The following is a 16,841-nucleotide window of genomic DNA, read 5'->3' on the forward strand; positions in this document are numbered from 1 at the left end:
AACAAGCAAAGTTGGTGTCTGCTATGATAGAACATTTAAAAAAGAAAAATCGTAAAACTATAAAAGTATTAGGAAACATTTGGCTTAATGCAAATTTAGATACACATACCTTTATTGATAGTTTCTACTGGATAGACAACTATAGTAATGTGCTTGATTCACTTAAAGATGCCGATGTTTATGTGTATAAGGCAAATGAACAAATAGTTGCTTTCTGTGGCTTAAGAGATAATTATATAGCCGGATTGTTTGTGAAAGAAGAATACCGTAATAAAGGTATAGGTCATGCCCTCATCAAACATTTACAATCTGAATACAATCATTTATCTTTAAAAGTATTTGAACAAAATAATAGAGCTGTTCATTTTTATGAAAGTTTAGGATTTATAAAAATGGAGTCCAGCGTTGATAAAACAAACCATACAAACTTACTAATGCAATGGAAGAAATAAAACAGTTTACAATTTAATATGTATGATTGGATAATCCCTACCCTGTCCATCTTTTGCAGATTCATCATATTTTTTGAATCCATTTTTAAGGTAAAATGACAAGGCATTGGGATTATCTTTATTTACATCCACATATTGAACCTTATGCTCTTGAATTAAAATTTGTAGTATTTCCGTGCCACAACCCTGTTTAAAGTATTTAGGATCTAAAAATAGCATTTCCAAATTAGCATCATTAGTCCCTGAAAATCCAATGACATCATCACCATCAAACCACAAATATGCCTCAACATGCCGGAAGTATGTTGGGATTTCCTTTTTAAGTTCTACTCTATCTTTCTCTTTTAAAAAGTCATGTGTAGCAATAACTGAACGCTCCCAAATAGCCAATGCCTTAGGATAATCCTTTTCTTGAAGCTCGATTTTGCTTAGTTTCATTTTATAACCTCACATAATAAAAAGGTTAGAAACCCTATCAAAAAGTGTTTCTAACCTATAATTATTTATTGTCCTTTATTCCCACTCAATCGTAAGTTTTATTTTATACAACATCATAATCTTTCAAAAGCTCTTTATATCAGTGCTTATAACTATATATTCTGAAAAATATATTCATACCTTTGCCCTTATTATCAAAAATATGCCCTTTTTCTGCCCTTAAATTTTCAACAATAAAATTCCATCTAATTTAGAATAACTCTCTAAACTTAAAAAAGGATTACATTGAATAAAACATTGTCACTTTGCCATATTGTTTAAATCAAGCATACTTTTTTTAACTCTTTCTTTTTCTTGATAAGAAAACTTTGTACCAACTTCATCCTTAGGTATTATTATTTCATTTACTTTTTTATTTTTATCTAATTTTTCAAATATTAAAGTAGCCCTTCTCACATGATCACCACTTGTGATAAGGCTTAATGAATTAAAATCTCTTTTGTCTGCTATTTTTAATGTCTCTATAGCATTCTCAATAGTATCACTTGAATTCTGTTCAGTAATAATATCCTTTTCCTTTACACAGTGCTGTATTAACCACTTTTTCATTTCATTAGCTTGTGTATTCCCATTTACTGGTCTTCCACCAGATACAATTATATATGCTTTTTCATTCTGTTTTTTAGCTTTCAAACATGTAGCTAAACGCTTAATGGTTTCTCTTTTCAATGTTCCATCTTTAGACAAGCTTGTACCTAAAACAATGTAAGCATGATGATTATTATTAAAATCAGTGGAAGTCTTCGTATTTAAAATGAGTTGATCTATATTTTGACTATTATATCGACCTAATACCATAGATTCTTTTGTAGTATCAGGAAATAATAAATTATGTAAGCATAGAAATAATAGAAAAGAGAACAAAATTTTATTTTTCAAAATATCCACCTTTGATTAACTTATAGATATTCTCTGTGTTATTACCATCAGTTTTTTCAACAAGTTTATTAAAATTTTTTCTATATTGTTTATTTTCATAATTGTTATAAAAATTATCTTTTATAGTTTTCAATAATTTATTATCTATACCATAAATAATATCACCAAAGGCATTTTCTTCTTGGAGTATATTTTTAGCACCATATTGCTTTTCACTTTCTTCTTTATCTCCCCAAAAGAAAATAACTTTACTTCCTCCAGCATATGCATAAAAACAGATTGATGAATAATCCGTAATTAATACCTTTGATTTCATTAGAGCTTCTTTTATATCACCCTCATATAAATACTCTTCTATACTTTTTAAAACATCAGGAAACTGTTCAGTTAATATTTCTCTAGCTTTAGGATGTAATATCACATTTACATTTTCCGCAAAATGTAATTCATTTATTAACTTTATGAATTGTAAATATCTATCAATATAACTATTTGATGAAATTTCACCCACTAAATCCCAAGGTCTCCATGTAAGCATAAAAGTAATATCTGTTTGTTTTTTTGTATTATTAACATATAAATCTAAATTCGGTGTCCCAGTCAAAATTAATTGTTTTGGCTTATAATCTGTATATATTTTAAATAAATTTTGTTCCACTTCTGAATTGGTTACTATAAAATCTGGTGCAATAGGTACTTTAGGATTAAAATACCCTCTTTCAAATACATTAGTAGCTAATGAAATACCATGTTGTAAAAAAATCTTTTTATTATTATTGTTTATTTTTGATTTTAAGAATCTACTGTTATCATATAATGTTCGGAACATATGTGTAGATAAATCAGAAGATATAATTTTATTAGCATTAAATATATTTATAAATCCTCTTATTGAATTATGAGCTACTACACTTTTCTTTCCATATATTTTTCTTAGTTTATTAAATTGGTCATGATTTTTGTCTAAAATATATACTGAATTTTTATCATTATACTTTTTAGATAATTTAAACACTTCAAAAGCTGATTCATTTGCCCCTTTACTGAATTTCTCGAAGTATATATCTTTATTTGTTCTTATAAAAAGACTTAAAAACTTACCTATTTTTTCTTTAAATATAATACTCTTCTTTAAGTAATCAGTCATAACTATGACATATTGTCCTGTTATTGATTTTCTAATAAAGCTATATATTTGTCTTTTTCTAAGTTTTATTCTTTTTGTGCTATATACATAATGTTTTTTGTTATATTTATCATAACCATCATATTTTAACGGATAAAAATAATTTAAACCTTCTTCAGTAATAGACTTTATGTAAACTGGATTATTAATCTCACCAGACTTTTCATATTTAGATAGTATATCTTTTTTATCAACACTAAAATAACCAGAATGAGCCAATAATGCTAATTTATTAGTCTTCTCAGCAAGAAAATCTCTAATTTTATGTGGGAAAAAATAAGTAAAATTATTACTTAAAGACTTATCATATCCAATAGCTAATTCCACTTTTTGCATATTAGCATATCTAAATCTTATAACACCAACAAAAATTAATTTTTTAAAAAATGATATTGGAATCACCTTATGAGGTGGATTACTTTCAGCCTTTTCAATAACTTTTTCCAGAGTTAAAACTTTGTGTTCTTTAACTATCATAAAAGATAATCTACCATTTGGATCAATATAAATTACAATTCTTTTTTCTTCATCCTCTGGATGTTTAATATTTTTTAATATTTTGACATTTTTCTCAGGATTGTTTTTTACTACAATTTTTCCATCTTCATATATGTAAAACTTTTTGAATTCCAACCTTTTTTTCTTATTGATAACTTTTGTATAATTAAAATCATGAAAACCATTAGACAAACTTACTTGAAAACCATCAATATTTATCATTTAATATTTCCCTCTCTAAAATTTTACGATTAAATAAAAAAACTATTAAAAATTTTAACATTTATTTTTGTGGTTTTGAAGGTTTGAAAAAAATATTAATGCTTTCTTTAAATTTTCCAACTTTATCAAAAAAATACTGTGTGGCCATATTTAATTATTATTTATAAATATCCTTTCATCATCTAACTTTATAGATGGCACTATTCTTCTATCTACGCCATTCTAGAACATACGGTTATCAGTCCTCATCTGGAATATCATTAATGATCATTGTTCTATTAGGATGTTGTTCATGTATTTCATCTAATGCTTTCCGTTTCTCCTCTTCCTCATCTTCTGGCCATTCACCTATATTAATTAAAATTGGTGTGTCCGTAGCTAACTCTTGCTTATCGGTAAATAGCTTATGATACTTTCCGAGCATATCTCTAGCACGTAAACGGTCACTAGGCTTAATAGGTACTTCCACCATTTCTACATGCTCATTATACACGAGGTTCATTCTGTCAGTATCTGGGTTACGTTGAAATTCACCACGTTTAACAACGACCTCCCTCACTTCACTCTCATCACCTACTGCTGCATTACTTAGAATATGAAGTAGTTCGTTAGCAGATAGTACACCTTCATCAATTACTTTCTTACGTTGCTCATCAATGTACTTAGCCACTTTTTCATTCTTTAGCAACCTACTACCTTGTACAGTTGCAGTATGAGGACTATAACCGGCCTTAATTGCACTTTGCGTTACATTTAGCGTCTTTAGGTACTCAGATATAAACTTTTCTTGTCTAGGGTTTAAATCACTCATATTATCCCTCCTATAATTTATCTAATAAACCATTCAATAGTTGACGTATTCTTTCTCTACTTAAATTGAATATCTTTGCAATTTCATTCATTGATTTTCCTTCACATAGTAAGAAAAAAATGTAGTATTCCCTTCTAGTACCTACTGCATAAATAAGTTGATCTAGTTCATTAAAGAATACTTGATTATCAGTATTCTCATTTAGTGCAAAAGGCTCGACTTCATCACTCAATGAAAAGAAATCATCTACATTAGTATCATCATAGCTTACAACATCTGACCCTTTCTCTTTGTGATAGTCCTTTATAAACTGTTTAATTGCTTGTTTATCGTACATCATGTAACAACACTTACTTTATTCTTGTAAGTGTATAAATCACGTTGTAGGCGTTCTATGAGGCTATAATCTATCGTTGAACCATTAGACTGCATGTAATACATGATTTTCTTTTGTTCATTAGGTGTATATTGCTTAATGACTTGTTTTAATTGCTGCATGTTTCTATTCGATTTTATTTTGAAGTGTTTCAATTTTTCTTTTTCACCTATAATATCAATCACTAACTTTTCTAGTGGATAGGATATTGATACAATGCCATGAACATCATTTGTAGTCATATGTGAGATATTTAAGTGATACATCATCTCTATTTGTGTAGTAATGGCTTTAATCTTGGTATTGATAAACTTTGGGTTATATTCTGTTAGTAAAGTATATTCAGATATTTTAGTTTCATAATATGATAGTGAGTAGTTTACTCTTCTAAGGTTCATGTATGCACCTCACAAATAAAATGAGCCTATCGCTGAGGATAGGCAAGATATTTATTTTTTAACTATGCGATTTTCTTCGGCCATTCTCATAAGTCTTACATCTCTTTGTGATTTTTGGGACAATTCGTCTTTTTTCTGTTCTCGGATATTTTGAGAAAATTGTTCTTCTACGACATCTAATACTTTTTGACATTCGTCTGCCGATAACGTTGTTTCTGTTAAAAGATAATTGCTAACCTTATCTAAATTGTATTTTCTAGCCATTATTTAGTGCCTCCTACTTCCATTTTATTTTTTATGTTGATGAATGGCAGTTCGCTTTTACTCACATAATCAGTATATTGATTAGCTCGGAAATGATTTCTTATTTCTTCTCTTACTTCTTTATCCTTCTCAAAGTTTTCTTTGTCATAAACTCGAACAAATCTATCAAATTCTATTTCATATTCATCATTTAATGCTGCGATTTCCCCTACCACTTTGTTATATTCCTGAACGATTGGCTCAAATTTTGCTAATATACGTTCTTTGTCCTTTTTGTACAAATGAGGTAAATCTGCTTGATGTTTAATAAGTTCAATCGCCTTTTTACATCTAGCCTCATCAAATACTTCTTTTTTAGTCGATAAGCGTTTCTCTAAGGCTTTCAATTTCTTCTCATTACTATCAAATGTAGTATAGAGTGCGTCAGCCTCGTCATCTTGTGAGTTAGCAATTAATTCTTTATACTTTGCTTTATCTTCTTTAATTCGTTGCGATAACTCTTGACGCTCATTTTCAATTTTATTGATATTCTCTCTTTGACCTGTGACATATTCGTTGTATTCATCAAAATATTTTGCAGTTTTCAATTAAGTCCCTCGTTTCAATTAGTATTTAAGCCTATTTCTCTTATGTAGTTATATGGCTTTTTAATCTCTTTTTGTGGTAATCGTTTCGGTATAGTTTGCAGTAATATTAAGACTTTCTCAAAGTCGATATTATTTTCATTTCTGTTATAAATAAATTCTTTAAATGATTTCTTATCTAGATCATTCAACTTTGCTACAAACTCATCATTATTCATACTCTTTTCAGTAGCACCATCTTCTTTTTCCCTGAGTGCTTTCTCTTGGTTAAGCGTCAACTTATGAGGATAAGTCTTTAATTTTTGATGCTTGTCATTTATATATGAATAATTGTTTTCTATACCTTTATTACGCTCATTTCTATTTGTTTGAATATATTTGTATAGTTCAATCTTAAAACGCTCTACCATGTTCATATGAGCCTCTGAGCGTGTATTAATGTAATCTTTAATATACTTTTGTTCTTTAGTAGAGAAACGCCCTAGAACAGTATAAAAGGCGTTTAAATCTCTTTGACTTTTCCTTTTATACCATTCTAATTTCTGACGTTCTTCTAATATAGCGATTGCTAGATTTTCAACGGAATAACTCTCATAGTAAATACTTTCTGATACAGTATCACTACATAAACTAGGTGTAGTTCGGTCATACATATCCTTAATATCGCTTTCTATGAGTGCTATTCTTGATTGAATGTAGTAAGTATTAAATCTAGTGAACAATTCATAATCGCTAACTTTCTCTTGAATAATTTCAATCGCTGCACTCACTACATCACCTTAAATCTCAGTTTTCTTTAATGCCTCATATCGTTTCATACTGCCCTCGATATGACGCTTGATACTTAGTAATGCTAATTCCTTTTGTTCTTTCGACTTTATCCAGAAATAGCCTCTAGTATCTTTCTTGTAGCTATATCCGATTGGATAGCCATAATCTACAACTAAACTATTAATAGTATGTTGTAACCATCTTTCATTGCTTTTAGTAAACTCCATATTCAATTGATTGAATATATTTTGTTTAGTAATAATATCGTGCTTAGTGTTGCGTAATACATTTAATACTTTAATATGATCTTGAGTTAATTCTTTTTCAATTGTTATTGTCATTATTTAATACCTCATTTTTTTAGTTATTTTGAGCAGACCTAATTAATGAGGAGGTTTTAAATGAAAATCTAGTGAATTTACATTTTTAACTATTGTATTCATGATTTCAGAGAACAAGAAAACTAAACAAATTATATAAAAGTATAATTACTTCTATAACACTATTATACTAAATTTACACTTAAATTACAAACTTATGTTCGCTTTTGAATAGTTTTATAGAACTTCTTAACATTCTATTTAACACTGTTATAAAAGTGTTTGTAGTATATTTCATATACTTTCATACATGTTCTTTTACAGAACAAATGTTTGTGTTTAACTAAACTCAATCTAAAATCATTAACAAATCTTAACAATTACGATTTACATACAAAAAAGCCATGCACCTACTAAGTGCATGACCGATAAATTTATGCTTTCACTTTATTGTAATAAGAGTGTTTCAATTCCTTTAATCGTTCAATTAATACTTTACTATCATCTGCATTAGCCTTTTCATTCTGAATAAATTCAGTAATAATTTTCAAGCCCTCAACTAATTCTGGTTCTGGCTCATTAATGCCAGTAGCTAACTGATACAACATTTCCATATTACCTATAACATCTGCATTACTAGTTTGAACGCCCTCAAGTTCATCTATATTAAAATCTCTACTCATATAATCGAACATGTCACTATTATTGCTTTCTGCGAATGTCTCCAGTCCATACATGAAATAATCATTATCAAACATGAAACTAGCCATCATATCGCTTATAGTGTCATGTGTGCCATCTGGTATTTCATAACCTGCATAATGACCCTCGATACTCTCTATAAGTCTCTCGGTATGCTTTTCTGAGGCTATCTCAAAAGATTTTCTCACTTCACAATCTTTTATTAATACATGAGCGTACATTTTACCTTTATTTACTAGATACACAGTATTAAATGGATCATTATATATCTTAAATGCAAAAGGTAATTTATAACTACTTTCACACAGTCCAGTAAAATACCTTAATAGTGTTGCTGCTCTAGTTTCAAATTCATTTGCTATAATTTCAACGTTCATTTTATTCCCTGCTTTCTTTTAATGTAATTTAAATAGTTTTTAGTTCTTGCAGCTACTAATTCAAAACTGCCATCTGCTATTGTTCTATACGATACTCTTTTATCATTCTTAAAGTCGTAAGTTTCACGCCATGCTATCCACTTAGTCCCAAAGTTTTCAAGATACAATGTTGAGATGCGACTAATTGAGCAATAATATATTTCTTCAGATATTCCAACTAATAAACCTAGTTTTCTTAATTCGTCATCTATATTAAATTCGTAATGAGTTTCTTGCACTGTTATATGAGGCCTCCCACTCTTCTAAAGTAAATTCATCACCATTTGCTTTAACATCACCAATAATTACTTTTAGAGGCTCTATATCTACGTTACATTGTAATGCGTAACTAATAGCCTTATATACATCATTATTACGTTCTATGCTTTCACCATTAATTACACGATTGTATGCCTCTTTACCTAGTCCACCTTTACCAGTATGTTGTAAATGATTGAAATTGTGATTAGGCAACACACTTTTTACTGAGAACTTTTCCATAGTCTGTTGTAGGTAATTCCCATGTTTTGAAAATATACGATCTTCAAATTCACCATCATAAGCGATTACTTTTTTCTTATTACTTGTGTATATTCCTTTAGCTGTTTTACTTCCAGCTAATACAAAATAGTTATTATCATGTGCTTTAATGTCTACTGATGGTAAATATCCTATTTTCTGAGCATATTCAACGCCCTCACGTTTTTTAAATATTACATGTTTTCCTCCACTTGCTGTTGTCTGCACTAGCGTATTTTGTGCATTAGAAACAAACTCATCATAGTAAGGAATGTCTTTCAAACTATCAAAGCCACTTTCACCATTTACGTGATTAATATCAATGTCGATACACCATAAACCACGAGTAAGAACACCTAATACATTTGTGTTTGCATATGCTAAAAAGTGATTATCTATAAAATCATCGTCAATAGTTACATTCTTAAATGATACTGTTGGCTTTTTATTATCGTTTAAGGGTACAACTTGCACATCTTTACTAAGTAGATATTTTGCTGCATTGTACATTTTCATGAGAATACCTCCAATAGAACACTAACCCTTTAAACTCATTATTTTCTCTATACATACATCTATTTATTTATATATAAAATATGCTAAAGAATATTTAAGTTATAAAGGTTAGTGCCTGTTATTAAAGTGATTTCAAAGTTAGTACAAAGGTTAGTAAGAGTTAAACTAACCTAAGTTTCAATTAAATCTAAAGCCATTTTGAATAGTTCTTTATTTTCTACAATATGAACTTTAGTATTTTGTCCCTCTATCCATTTTTGCTTATTGATAGCTACTCCTATTTTTTTCATATCTTCTTTTGCTTTTTTATATTTTAGATTTTTATAATCTTCTTCAATAGTTTTTTGTAGTATCTCATCACCTGAAAAAATGAAGTCCTGTTTAGATAACGTTTCTAGTATTAAGATTTGAGTGTCCGTCAATTCATCTTCGGTGTAATAGTTTTTAAGTGTTACGTTATTGAACTTAAATTCTTTGCCTATTTGTTTAAGATACTCAAGACTTAATATTAAAAATGATACTGACGCATTGACTGAGTTTTTCCCGTTAGGCTTAACAAAGTCCCAAAATGGTTTAAATACTTTATAACGTTCTTCATCAGTTTCGTTCTTTGGTCTATCCTTAAATGCAATCTTAACTGTACGTGTTCTATTTGCTGTAATTTCACCAGTATCAACACTTTCATTAGTATCTAAAATTAACACTGCATTATTTTTAAATTTAACGTTATTTCGCTGTATGCCACGCCCTGAAATATTTTCACCAGTAGCTATTTTGCGTAATATTCTCATCATGCTTTTATTAATTTCACCTGTTTCATTTGCATGAGCAATATCTGCACCATAAAAGTTAAGCCATTCATTTGCAGCCTCAAAGCCAGATGATAATAAGCTATCAAAATTGACTTTATTTACATTTAGAAGTTTCTCAAAAGTTTCCATAAATAAACCTTTACCAGATCGGCCAAAGTCTTTGATTAAGAACCATTTTTCAGCTTGAATAAGTTTCATTTTTCGATACATAGTATAAGCATGTACCAACATTAAATTATTTTTACTGCGTTCATTGTCACTTACTAAGTCAAAGAATTGTTTTGCTAGGTTAGTGTTTATATTCTTTTTATCTACATCATATTTAATGATATAGTAATCGTTACTAGTAATTTTTTTATCTACAAATTCTAATTCTTTGCAATTATATATCCAATCATTACCTGCAATAGCGTAAGGATAGATATTATACTGATAATTTGTCTCTAAATGATTTCTGTATACTTCAAGCATGACATCAAGAAAATCATTAATGTAGTATTTCTTATCTATTGAATACTCCAAAGCAAAGTTAGTATTATCTATAATTTCATACTGATTATTTTTCAACTTAATAAAGCTATCTAATTCATTTGAGTAAATAACTTTTTCAGAAATCAAATCAACTATAAATCTGGCATAGTTATTACCTTTACTATACTTAAAATGTGCTTGTTTATTTTCCTCACCGTTTTCTATTGTTGTTTTGACTGAAATAGTCCCGTAGACTGCACCAATTTTTTTGGGTTCTATGGTATAATTTAAAGTGAGATTATTAATGTAATCACCTACAAAATCATCTTTTTTACAGTGATAAACATTTCCTTTATTTTCATTTGATTGATTTTTTGTTGAAATTGACGCAAAATTTATCCTTTTACTAATTTCTTTAATAGGTGATAAATTAGGCGTATCAACGTAATCTAATTTCGAATGAAACTCATGATGTTTTTTATATAAAGAAACTTCGTCCATTTTAATCAGCCTTTCATTTTTGTGTTTTAAGAATAAGCACAGAAATGTTATATTATTCCTGTGCTTTTGATTTGAAAATTGCACTTACTCAGCGTTATCTGATTTAGTCGCCAAACTATTCGCATCAGATGACGCTTTTTCTATTTCTTTAAATCTTTCAATGAGTTCACCAAACTCTTTTTGATAGATCAACATTAAATCAATTGTATGTGCGTTTTTAATTCTATGTTCATGGTATCTATATCCATGATTTAAAATATCCTCTTTATTTAATACGTGGTTAGGTTCATGAGTGAAATAATCATCATTAAACCAAACAAAAGATGTTACTACATCATCTATTCTTTCTTTTAATACTTCTAAATCACACAACGCATTATTTAATTCAAAATTCATTTACTACTCCTCCAAACTTTTAACAAAAATTGTCATTTCTTCAATAGCTATTTTTAAGTTTTCAATATCATCTAAAGTTAAGAATTTACCAATATTAGAACCTTCGTAAATGATAGGAAAATCTGTAAAAGTTTCTGTTGCTGATATTAAATTTTCATATTCTCGATAATCTGCAAGAATTTTTGAAATTTCATTATCACTTAAATATGGATATTCACTTTTAATAACTGATAAATTTTTAGCATGACGTTTTTGTAATAATTTAACCATTTTACTAGTATGTTTTTTTCCATTCGCCATATGCTCATAGTTCAATTTGCCTTTAATATTTTTAAAATCTTGATTAGTTAAATTTTTCATTTTTTCATTTTCCTCTCTGAAATTATTTGTTGTGTTTAATTTTTGATTAATGTTCATTTACTGCTCCTCCATTTTCTTCAATATTTAATGCTGCAATCACACTACCTAACATGTAAATTGTGAAAGCTACATGTATTCCTAAAAGCCAACCACTAAGGAATGAAATTACTGAAATTAACATTAGTTTGAATAAAAATTTGGCCATGTTATCCCACCTTCAATCTTTTTATAAATATTTTTTGTGTTTTGCTTTCAAATACTTTTCAAACTGTTCTACGTTCACAAGCGTTAGCGTGCTACTAATGTCGATATACATATCTTCAATACCTAAATTGTCATCTTCGTAAGACTTTAGAAGTCGGTAGAAAGTTGAATAACTAATATTGAAAATTTCACAGATTAATTTTGGCTTTGCGTATTTCACTGGAAATACGATTTGCTTTTCTTCAAGTGCAGTATTCTGTTTAGTTGGTAAATCTTGTAATTTAGTATGTGCCATTTTTATGCCTCCTCTTTTTGTTCAATTTCAAAAATTTCACTTATTTCTACATTTAAACCATTAGCAATTTTTTTAGCGTATTTTCCACTAGGAATTACTTTGAGGTTTAATACATCACTTAAATAAGGTGCTGATAAATTATTAGCGATAGAAAAACTTCTAAGTGAATGTCCTTTTTTAAACATTAATAATTTTATAATTTCTGTTTTTGGTTTTATATTCATTTTCTCACTCCCCTCATAATGTAACTAGATAGGGTTACATTTTTGATTACAAATACATAATATAACTATTTTAGGAACATTTCAAGAACATTTTTTTAATTTAATACTAAATTTAACTTTTTTTGTTACAATAATAAGGAGGAGGTAGAAAAATGGAATTATTTGCAATGAGTGACTCTCATGGAAGATTAATACAAAGTTATAGAAAACAAAAAAATATGACGCTTGTTGAATTAGGTAAAAAAACAAATTTATCTCATGCATATCTAAGTAAAATCGAGAATAATAAAGCTACTCCTTCTAGAGAAGTTTTAAAAAAAATAAGCGAAATACTTGATCCAGATGGTAACGAGGATTTATTCAATAAATTAGCAACTGCTACTGGTAAAACTCATCAAGTTGAAAAAGATAGTGAAGTATACAAATGGTTGCTTAAATCTGGAAGAATTAAAGAAAACGGATTAGGAAAAATTGAAGTTTTAGAATACTCATATTTTAAATTGAATTACATTCTAGAAGAATGTAAACCACTTGTTTACGATGTTAAAAAAGAAATTGAAGGTGAATCTCTGGCTACTATACCGTTAACAGAAAGAATGATTAATAAAATCTATGCAGCTATTAATACAATTGTTTTTCAAGAATTAGTTGAGAATCCTGATTTATTAAATTCTATTGAAAATGAAGAGATTTTGAATAACCATGTGAGAAAACAAGAAGATAAATTACACCTTTTATCAAATTCAATAAATAATTTAACTTTAGAAGAATTAGCTATGATAATACATGATGACGATAAATTAGTTTAGGTAACTATATTTAATTAAATTTATGTGCAATCATTTAACAGTAAAGCGTGACGAACAATTTCTAATACACTATAGAAAAACGAATATAAAGGGTAATAAAAATTAGGGAGCATACATATGAAAAAATTACTAGGAACATTATTTGCAGCTACGCTTGTTTTAAGTGCTTGTAGTCAAGATGACGCTAAGGAAGATGAGAATAAAAAGGCAGAAAGTACTACTGAAAAGAAAGCTGATGATAAAAAAGAAAAGAAAACTAAAGAGGATAAAAAGTCTAAAGAAGAAAAGAAAACACAAGAAAACGAAGATAACAAGTCTACACAAGAAGATAGCTCTACTGAAGAACAAACTACACAAGAAACTGCTTCAAGTGAACAAGTTCATTCTCAACAACAAACACAACAAGCTAATAACACTCAACAAACTCCACAACAACAGCAAAATAACCAAAACTATAATCAAACTCAACAACCTAATCAAAATGTAAAGTTACCTAAAAATACAGAGATTGATGATCAGTATATACATGGTGAAGTTTCTAACGCCCTAGACCGTAAAACTGAAATCGAAAGACAAGCTAACGAAGATTATGAAAATGGGAAAATTAGTGAAAGTGAAATGATGAATAGACAACAACAAGCTTCCCAAATTTTAAATCAAGCAGTAGAAAATCAATATGGACCACAAGATTAAGTAAAAGGAGGCTCACTCACATGTGGCATCAAGAATTTGCTTATAATAATGACTCTTTTAACACATAACATTAAAATACAAATAATTAGGAGGACATTATGAAATTTGGTAAATACAAAATTGATGAATTTTATCTAATCATGATTGGTGGGTTTTTAGTAACTTCTATTTTTGTACCGTTCATGCTTATTTCAGTAGTGATAATGCTAATTATAGGATTGGAGAAAGAATAATAATATAAATAAAGGAGGATTTTATGTTAATACTCATCATTATTATATTTTTAATAAGTGCCATTTTGTATATATTAAGTTTCTTTTTAGCTCAAAATGAAGGTTTATATTATAAAAATAACTGTAGAACTATATCTATTATTTTTATTGCAATTGGGGTGCTTTGCTTAATGGGTTACCTTGTGCAGTATTTATCTTCGCATTATTTAGGAATATAAAACTTATCTTTTAGCGTCCTAGTGGCGGTTTAATATAAATATATAAACAAGGGAGGGATGCATAATGAAAAAATTCTTAGCATTAATTTTCGCAAGCACATTAATTTTAGGAGCATGTGATACTAAAGATGTGGAAGATAGCACAAAGAAAAGGAAAGATCCTAAAACTGAAGTGGATGATAAAGGTAGAGCTAAGGGTGAAAAAATTGAAAAAGAACTAAAATAATATTTCACAGATTAATTATTTCACCATTCTAGTGGCGCTTTAATATAAATTAAGGAGGAATTAAAATGTTCGAAAAATTATTAACTTCAATAGGTATAGAATCATTAGAAATAGACACTGTGTTAAAAACACAACAAGTTCATAGTAATGGTATATTGGACGGAAGCGTGGTCATAGAAAGCGGCGCATCTGAACAAACTATTAATCAGATTGAGCTTACATTAATTGAAAGATATGATAATCCCGATGAGCGAAGTCAATTTCCTATTTTAGATAACGAATTACAAACATTTACTTTACACGTAGACCGTAGTATATGTGAAAATACCAAAGAAATTGAACATTTCCATTTTAATATTCATGAACTAGAATTTAAAACTAATCCTAATAAATTGATTTTAAAAACACATGCTTACCTTTCTCACTCTGTTGATGCTTACGATGAAGATGAAATAAAGCTGATTGATTAATTGTGTTCTACTTTTTCAACATAAATAAAGGAGGTTGAGGAATGGAATAATCTTTTGTATTTAACAATTTCATTTTAAATTTGACTAATAAAGAAAATACATCTATAATGCAAGTTTGAAATAGTTGTTCTGTGAAACTACTCAAGAAACCTCTCATGCTTGCATGAGGGGTTTTTCGTTGTAGGAGAGAATTCTATTGAAAGTTTAATCAATAATTTTTGGGTAGCTCGCCTACCCTTATTATTTTTTTACCTTTTTAGGAGGGATAGCATGTGGCATGAGAAATTTACTAATAAACATGGTGAAACTAAATATCGCTATTATGAGAAGTATAAAGATCCACTCACTGCTAAATGGAGACGTGTTAGCGTGGTACTTAATAAGAATGGTAAGCAATCACAGAAAGAGGCTCAAAAGCGTTTAAATGAGCGTATAGAGGCAAAGGTAAATGACAAGACACCTACTACACTCAAGACGCTAACTTTCCATGCTACATGTGATGAGTGGTTTGAACATTACAAAATAATATCTGGATCTAAACAGTCAACTATCACTACTAAAAGCTATAAGGTTGCTCACATCAAAAGAAATATAGACAAAGATATTCTTGTTCAAAATATGAATGCTAAAGTTATACAAGATTTAATTAACTCATCATTAAAAGATGGACTAAGCCATAAAGTAGTTAAAGACGATTTAAGTATCATCAAAAATATACTTCGATATACTCAAAAGAAATATAACATCACTGATATATCATACATAGATGATGTTGTTATGCCTAAAAAAGCGACTACAAGAGAAGAAATTAAAGCTAAACGTGAGAATTATTTAGAAATGACTGAAATTCTGGCTATTGCTGAAGAATTAAAACGCATAGCAAATAAAAAGCGTGCTAGTTATATGAAAAGATCATACTTATTTACTGCTTACATAGTTGAATTTCAAGCATTAAATGGCATGCGTATTGGCGAACTCTTAGCAATTCAACCCGATAATATTGATTTTGAAAATAAGAAACTTCTCATTGATGGCACTATACACTGGCGTAAAGATGGTAACAAAATAGGTTTCAAAGATACTACAAAAACAACATCATCATATCGCACTATATCTTTAACTACTAGAAGTTGCGATATTTTGCGTAAGGTTATGTTGGAAAATAAGAGAGCGACACAATGGGAAAACATGTATGTTGATAGAGGTTTTATATTTACAAGTCATAGAGGTAACCCTCTACCTCTTACATCAATAAACAGAAACATACAAATAGCTACACAAAATATAGGGATAGAAAAACATGTAACAAGCCACAGTTTGCGCCACAGTCATATATCCTTATTATCACAGTTAGGTGTATCACTGCGTGCAATAATGGATCGTGTAGGTCACACAGACCATAAAACAACATTACAGATATATAGTCATGTAACTGAGCAAATGGATAAAGATATGATGAATAAATTAGAGAAAGTTGGAAATTAATTTAATATGCCCTTTTTCTGCCCTTTTTATAA

General features: G+C 28.8%; 26 protein-coding genes. 7 read left to right on the forward strand and 19 right to left on the reverse strand.

Translation table 11 applies throughout. The features are described from left to right. Positions 1-23 precede the first annotated feature (23 nt). Positions 24-452, forward strand: coding sequence for a GNAT family N-acetyltransferase (locus HMPREF2715_RS10005; protein ID WP_070442233.1), 429 nt, complete (start codon positions 24-26; stop codon positions 450-452). A gap of 6 nt (positions 453-458) precedes the next feature. On the opposite strand, the gene HMPREF2715_RS10010 is transcribed toward HMPREF2715_RS10005, so the two are convergent. From HMPREF2715_RS10010 to HMPREF2715_RS10095, 19 genes are all read right to left on the reverse strand, one after another. After that, positions 459-890: a GNAT family N-acetyltransferase gene (locus HMPREF2715_RS10010; RefSeq protein WP_176744753.1), complete on the reverse strand. Its 432-nt coding sequence runs from the start codon at positions 888-890 to the stop codon at positions 459-461. Positions 891-1,190: 300 nt separating this feature from the next. Then, positions 1,191-1,829: a YdcF family protein gene (locus HMPREF2715_RS10015; RefSeq protein WP_242305171.1), complete on the reverse strand. Its 639-nt coding sequence runs from the start codon at positions 1,827-1,829 to the stop codon at positions 1,191-1,193. Beyond that, positions 1,819-3,735 carry a CDP-glycerol glycerophosphotransferase family protein gene (locus HMPREF2715_RS10020; RefSeq protein ID WP_070839968.1) on the reverse strand — a complete coding sequence of 639 codons (1,917 nt, stop codon included), beginning with the start codon at positions 3,733-3,735 and terminating at the stop codon, positions 1,819-1,821. Before HMPREF2715_RS10020 ends, HMPREF2715_RS10015 begins: the two co-directional genes overlap by 11 nt. 238 nt (positions 3,736-3,973) lie before the next feature. Beyond that, the gene (locus HMPREF2715_RS10025; RefSeq protein WP_070839970.1) at positions 3,974-4,546 is read right to left on the reverse strand and encodes a terminase small subunit; all 573 of its coding nucleotides are present in this window, start codon (positions 4,544-4,546) and stop codon (positions 3,974-3,976) included. Between the two features lie 10 nt (positions 4,547-4,556). Further along, the gene (locus HMPREF2715_RS10030; RefSeq protein ID WP_049366228.1) at positions 4,557-4,886 is read right to left on the reverse strand and encodes a sigma factor-like helix-turn-helix DNA-binding protein; all 330 of its coding nucleotides are present in this window, start codon (positions 4,884-4,886) and stop codon (positions 4,557-4,559) included. Next, positions 4,883-5,320, reverse strand: coding sequence for a pathogenicity island protein (locus tag HMPREF2715_RS10035; RefSeq protein WP_070839973.1), 438 nt, complete (start codon positions 5,318-5,320; stop codon positions 4,883-4,885). Before HMPREF2715_RS10035 ends, HMPREF2715_RS10030 begins: the two co-directional genes overlap by 4 nt. A 51-nt stretch (positions 5,321-5,371) precedes the next feature. Further along, complete coding sequence (locus tag HMPREF2715_RS10040) at positions 5,372-5,584, reverse strand: hypothetical protein (protein WP_070581715.1); 213 nt, start codon at positions 5,582-5,584, stop codon at positions 5,372-5,374. Beyond that, positions 5,584-6,171, reverse strand: a complete 588-nt coding sequence (locus HMPREF2715_RS10045; RefSeq protein WP_070581718.1) for a BAR domain-containing protein — start codon at positions 6,169-6,171, stop codon at positions 5,584-5,586. Before HMPREF2715_RS10045 ends, HMPREF2715_RS10040 begins: the two co-directional genes overlap by 1 nt. A gap of 14 nt (positions 6,172-6,185) precedes the next feature. Next, positions 6,186-6,938: a hypothetical protein gene (locus HMPREF2715_RS10050; protein ID WP_070581720.1), complete on the reverse strand. Its 753-nt coding sequence runs from the start codon at positions 6,936-6,938 to the stop codon at positions 6,186-6,188. 9 nt (positions 6,939-6,947) lie between these two features. Further along, positions 6,948-7,280: a hypothetical protein gene (locus HMPREF2715_RS10055; protein WP_053028396.1), complete on the reverse strand. Its 333-nt coding sequence runs from the start codon at positions 7,278-7,280 to the stop codon at positions 6,948-6,950. A 413-nt stretch (positions 7,281-7,693) separates the two neighbouring features. Continuing rightward, positions 7,694-8,338, reverse strand: coding sequence for a pathogenicity island protein (locus HMPREF2715_RS10060; protein WP_070839976.1), 645 nt, complete (start codon positions 8,336-8,338; stop codon positions 7,694-7,696). Then, complete coding sequence (locus tag HMPREF2715_RS10065; protein WP_049390900.1) at positions 8,335-8,616, reverse strand: hypothetical protein; 282 nt, start codon at positions 8,614-8,616, stop codon at positions 8,335-8,337. Before HMPREF2715_RS10065 ends, HMPREF2715_RS10060 begins: the two co-directional genes overlap by 4 nt. Next, entirely contained in the window at positions 8,591-9,412 is an 822-nt protein-coding gene (locus HMPREF2715_RS10070) for a bifunctional DNA primase/polymerase (protein ID WP_070678981.1), read from the reverse strand. Before HMPREF2715_RS10070 ends, HMPREF2715_RS10065 begins: the two co-directional genes overlap by 26 nt. Before the next feature lie 170 nt (positions 9,413-9,582). Then, positions 9,583-11,196: a phage resistance protein gene (locus HMPREF2715_RS10075; protein WP_070678979.1), complete on the reverse strand. Its 1,614-nt coding sequence runs from the start codon at positions 11,194-11,196 to the stop codon at positions 9,583-9,585. Between the two features lie 84 nt (positions 11,197-11,280). After that, a complete protein-coding gene (tscT, locus tag HMPREF2715_RS10080) occupies positions 11,281-11,592 on the reverse strand; it encodes a type II toxin-antitoxin system toxin TscT (RefSeq protein WP_070839979.1) in 312 nt (103 codons plus the stop codon). 3 nt (positions 11,593-11,595) lie between these two features. Continuing rightward, positions 11,596-12,009 carry a pathogenicity island protein gene (locus HMPREF2715_RS10085; protein WP_070839981.1) on the reverse strand — a complete coding sequence of 138 codons (414 nt, stop codon included), beginning with the start codon at positions 12,007-12,009 and terminating at the stop codon, positions 11,596-11,598. After that, positions 11,999-12,157, reverse strand: coding sequence for a hypothetical protein (locus HMPREF2715_RS12105; protein WP_176746486.1), 159 nt, complete (start codon positions 12,155-12,157; stop codon positions 11,999-12,001). Before HMPREF2715_RS12105 ends, HMPREF2715_RS10085 begins: the two co-directional genes overlap by 11 nt. Positions 12,158-12,178: 21 nt before the next feature. Next, positions 12,179-12,451 (reverse strand): helix-turn-helix domain-containing protein, encoded by a 273-nt coding sequence (locus tag HMPREF2715_RS10090; RefSeq protein WP_070678974.1) that lies wholly within the window; start codon positions 12,449-12,451, stop codon positions 12,179-12,181. Positions 12,452-12,453: 2 nt separating this feature from the next. Next, positions 12,454-12,675 carry a helix-turn-helix domain-containing protein gene (locus HMPREF2715_RS10095; RefSeq protein WP_070678973.1) on the reverse strand — a complete coding sequence of 74 codons (222 nt, stop codon included), beginning with the start codon at positions 12,673-12,675 and terminating at the stop codon, positions 12,454-12,456. Between the two features lie 152 nt (positions 12,676-12,827). On the opposite strand from HMPREF2715_RS10095, the gene HMPREF2715_RS10100 reads away from it, so the two are divergent. The 6 genes from HMPREF2715_RS10100 (at position 12,828) to HMPREF2715_RS10115 (ending at position 16,809) form a co-directional block, all read left to right on the forward strand. Continuing rightward, positions 12,828-13,484, forward strand: a complete 657-nt coding sequence (locus HMPREF2715_RS10100; protein ID WP_070839984.1) for a helix-turn-helix domain-containing protein — start codon at positions 12,828-12,830, stop codon at positions 13,482-13,484. A gap of 117 nt (positions 13,485-13,601) precedes the next feature. Continuing rightward, positions 13,602-14,177, forward strand: a complete 576-nt coding sequence (locus HMPREF2715_RS10105) for a hypothetical protein (protein WP_070678969.1) — start codon at positions 13,602-13,604, stop codon at positions 14,175-14,177. Between the two features lie 98 nt (positions 14,178-14,275). Next, entirely contained in the window at positions 14,276-14,410 is a 135-nt protein-coding gene (locus HMPREF2715_RS12350; protein WP_256262261.1) for a hypothetical protein, read from the forward strand. Positions 14,411-14,692: 282 nt separating this feature from the next. Next, complete coding sequence (locus HMPREF2715_RS12110) at positions 14,693-14,854, forward strand: hypothetical protein (protein ID WP_176743794.1); 162 nt, start codon at positions 14,693-14,695, stop codon at positions 14,852-14,854. Positions 14,855-14,919: 65 nt separating this feature from the next. Continuing rightward, complete coding sequence (locus HMPREF2715_RS10110; protein ID WP_070839987.1) at positions 14,920-15,324, forward strand: sporulation protein; 405 nt, start codon at positions 14,920-14,922, stop codon at positions 15,322-15,324. 270 nt (positions 15,325-15,594) lie between these two features. Beyond that, positions 15,595-16,809 (forward strand): tyrosine-type recombinase/integrase, encoded by a 1,215-nt coding sequence (locus HMPREF2715_RS10115; protein ID WP_070839990.1) that lies wholly within the window; start codon positions 15,595-15,597, stop codon positions 16,807-16,809. Positions 16,810-16,841: the final 32 nt, after the last annotated feature.

The organism is Staphylococcus sp. HMSC062A01, assembly GCF_001836805.1.
Classification (GTDB): Bacteria; Bacillota; Bacilli; order Staphylococcales; family Staphylococcaceae; genus Staphylococcus; species Staphylococcus haemolyticus.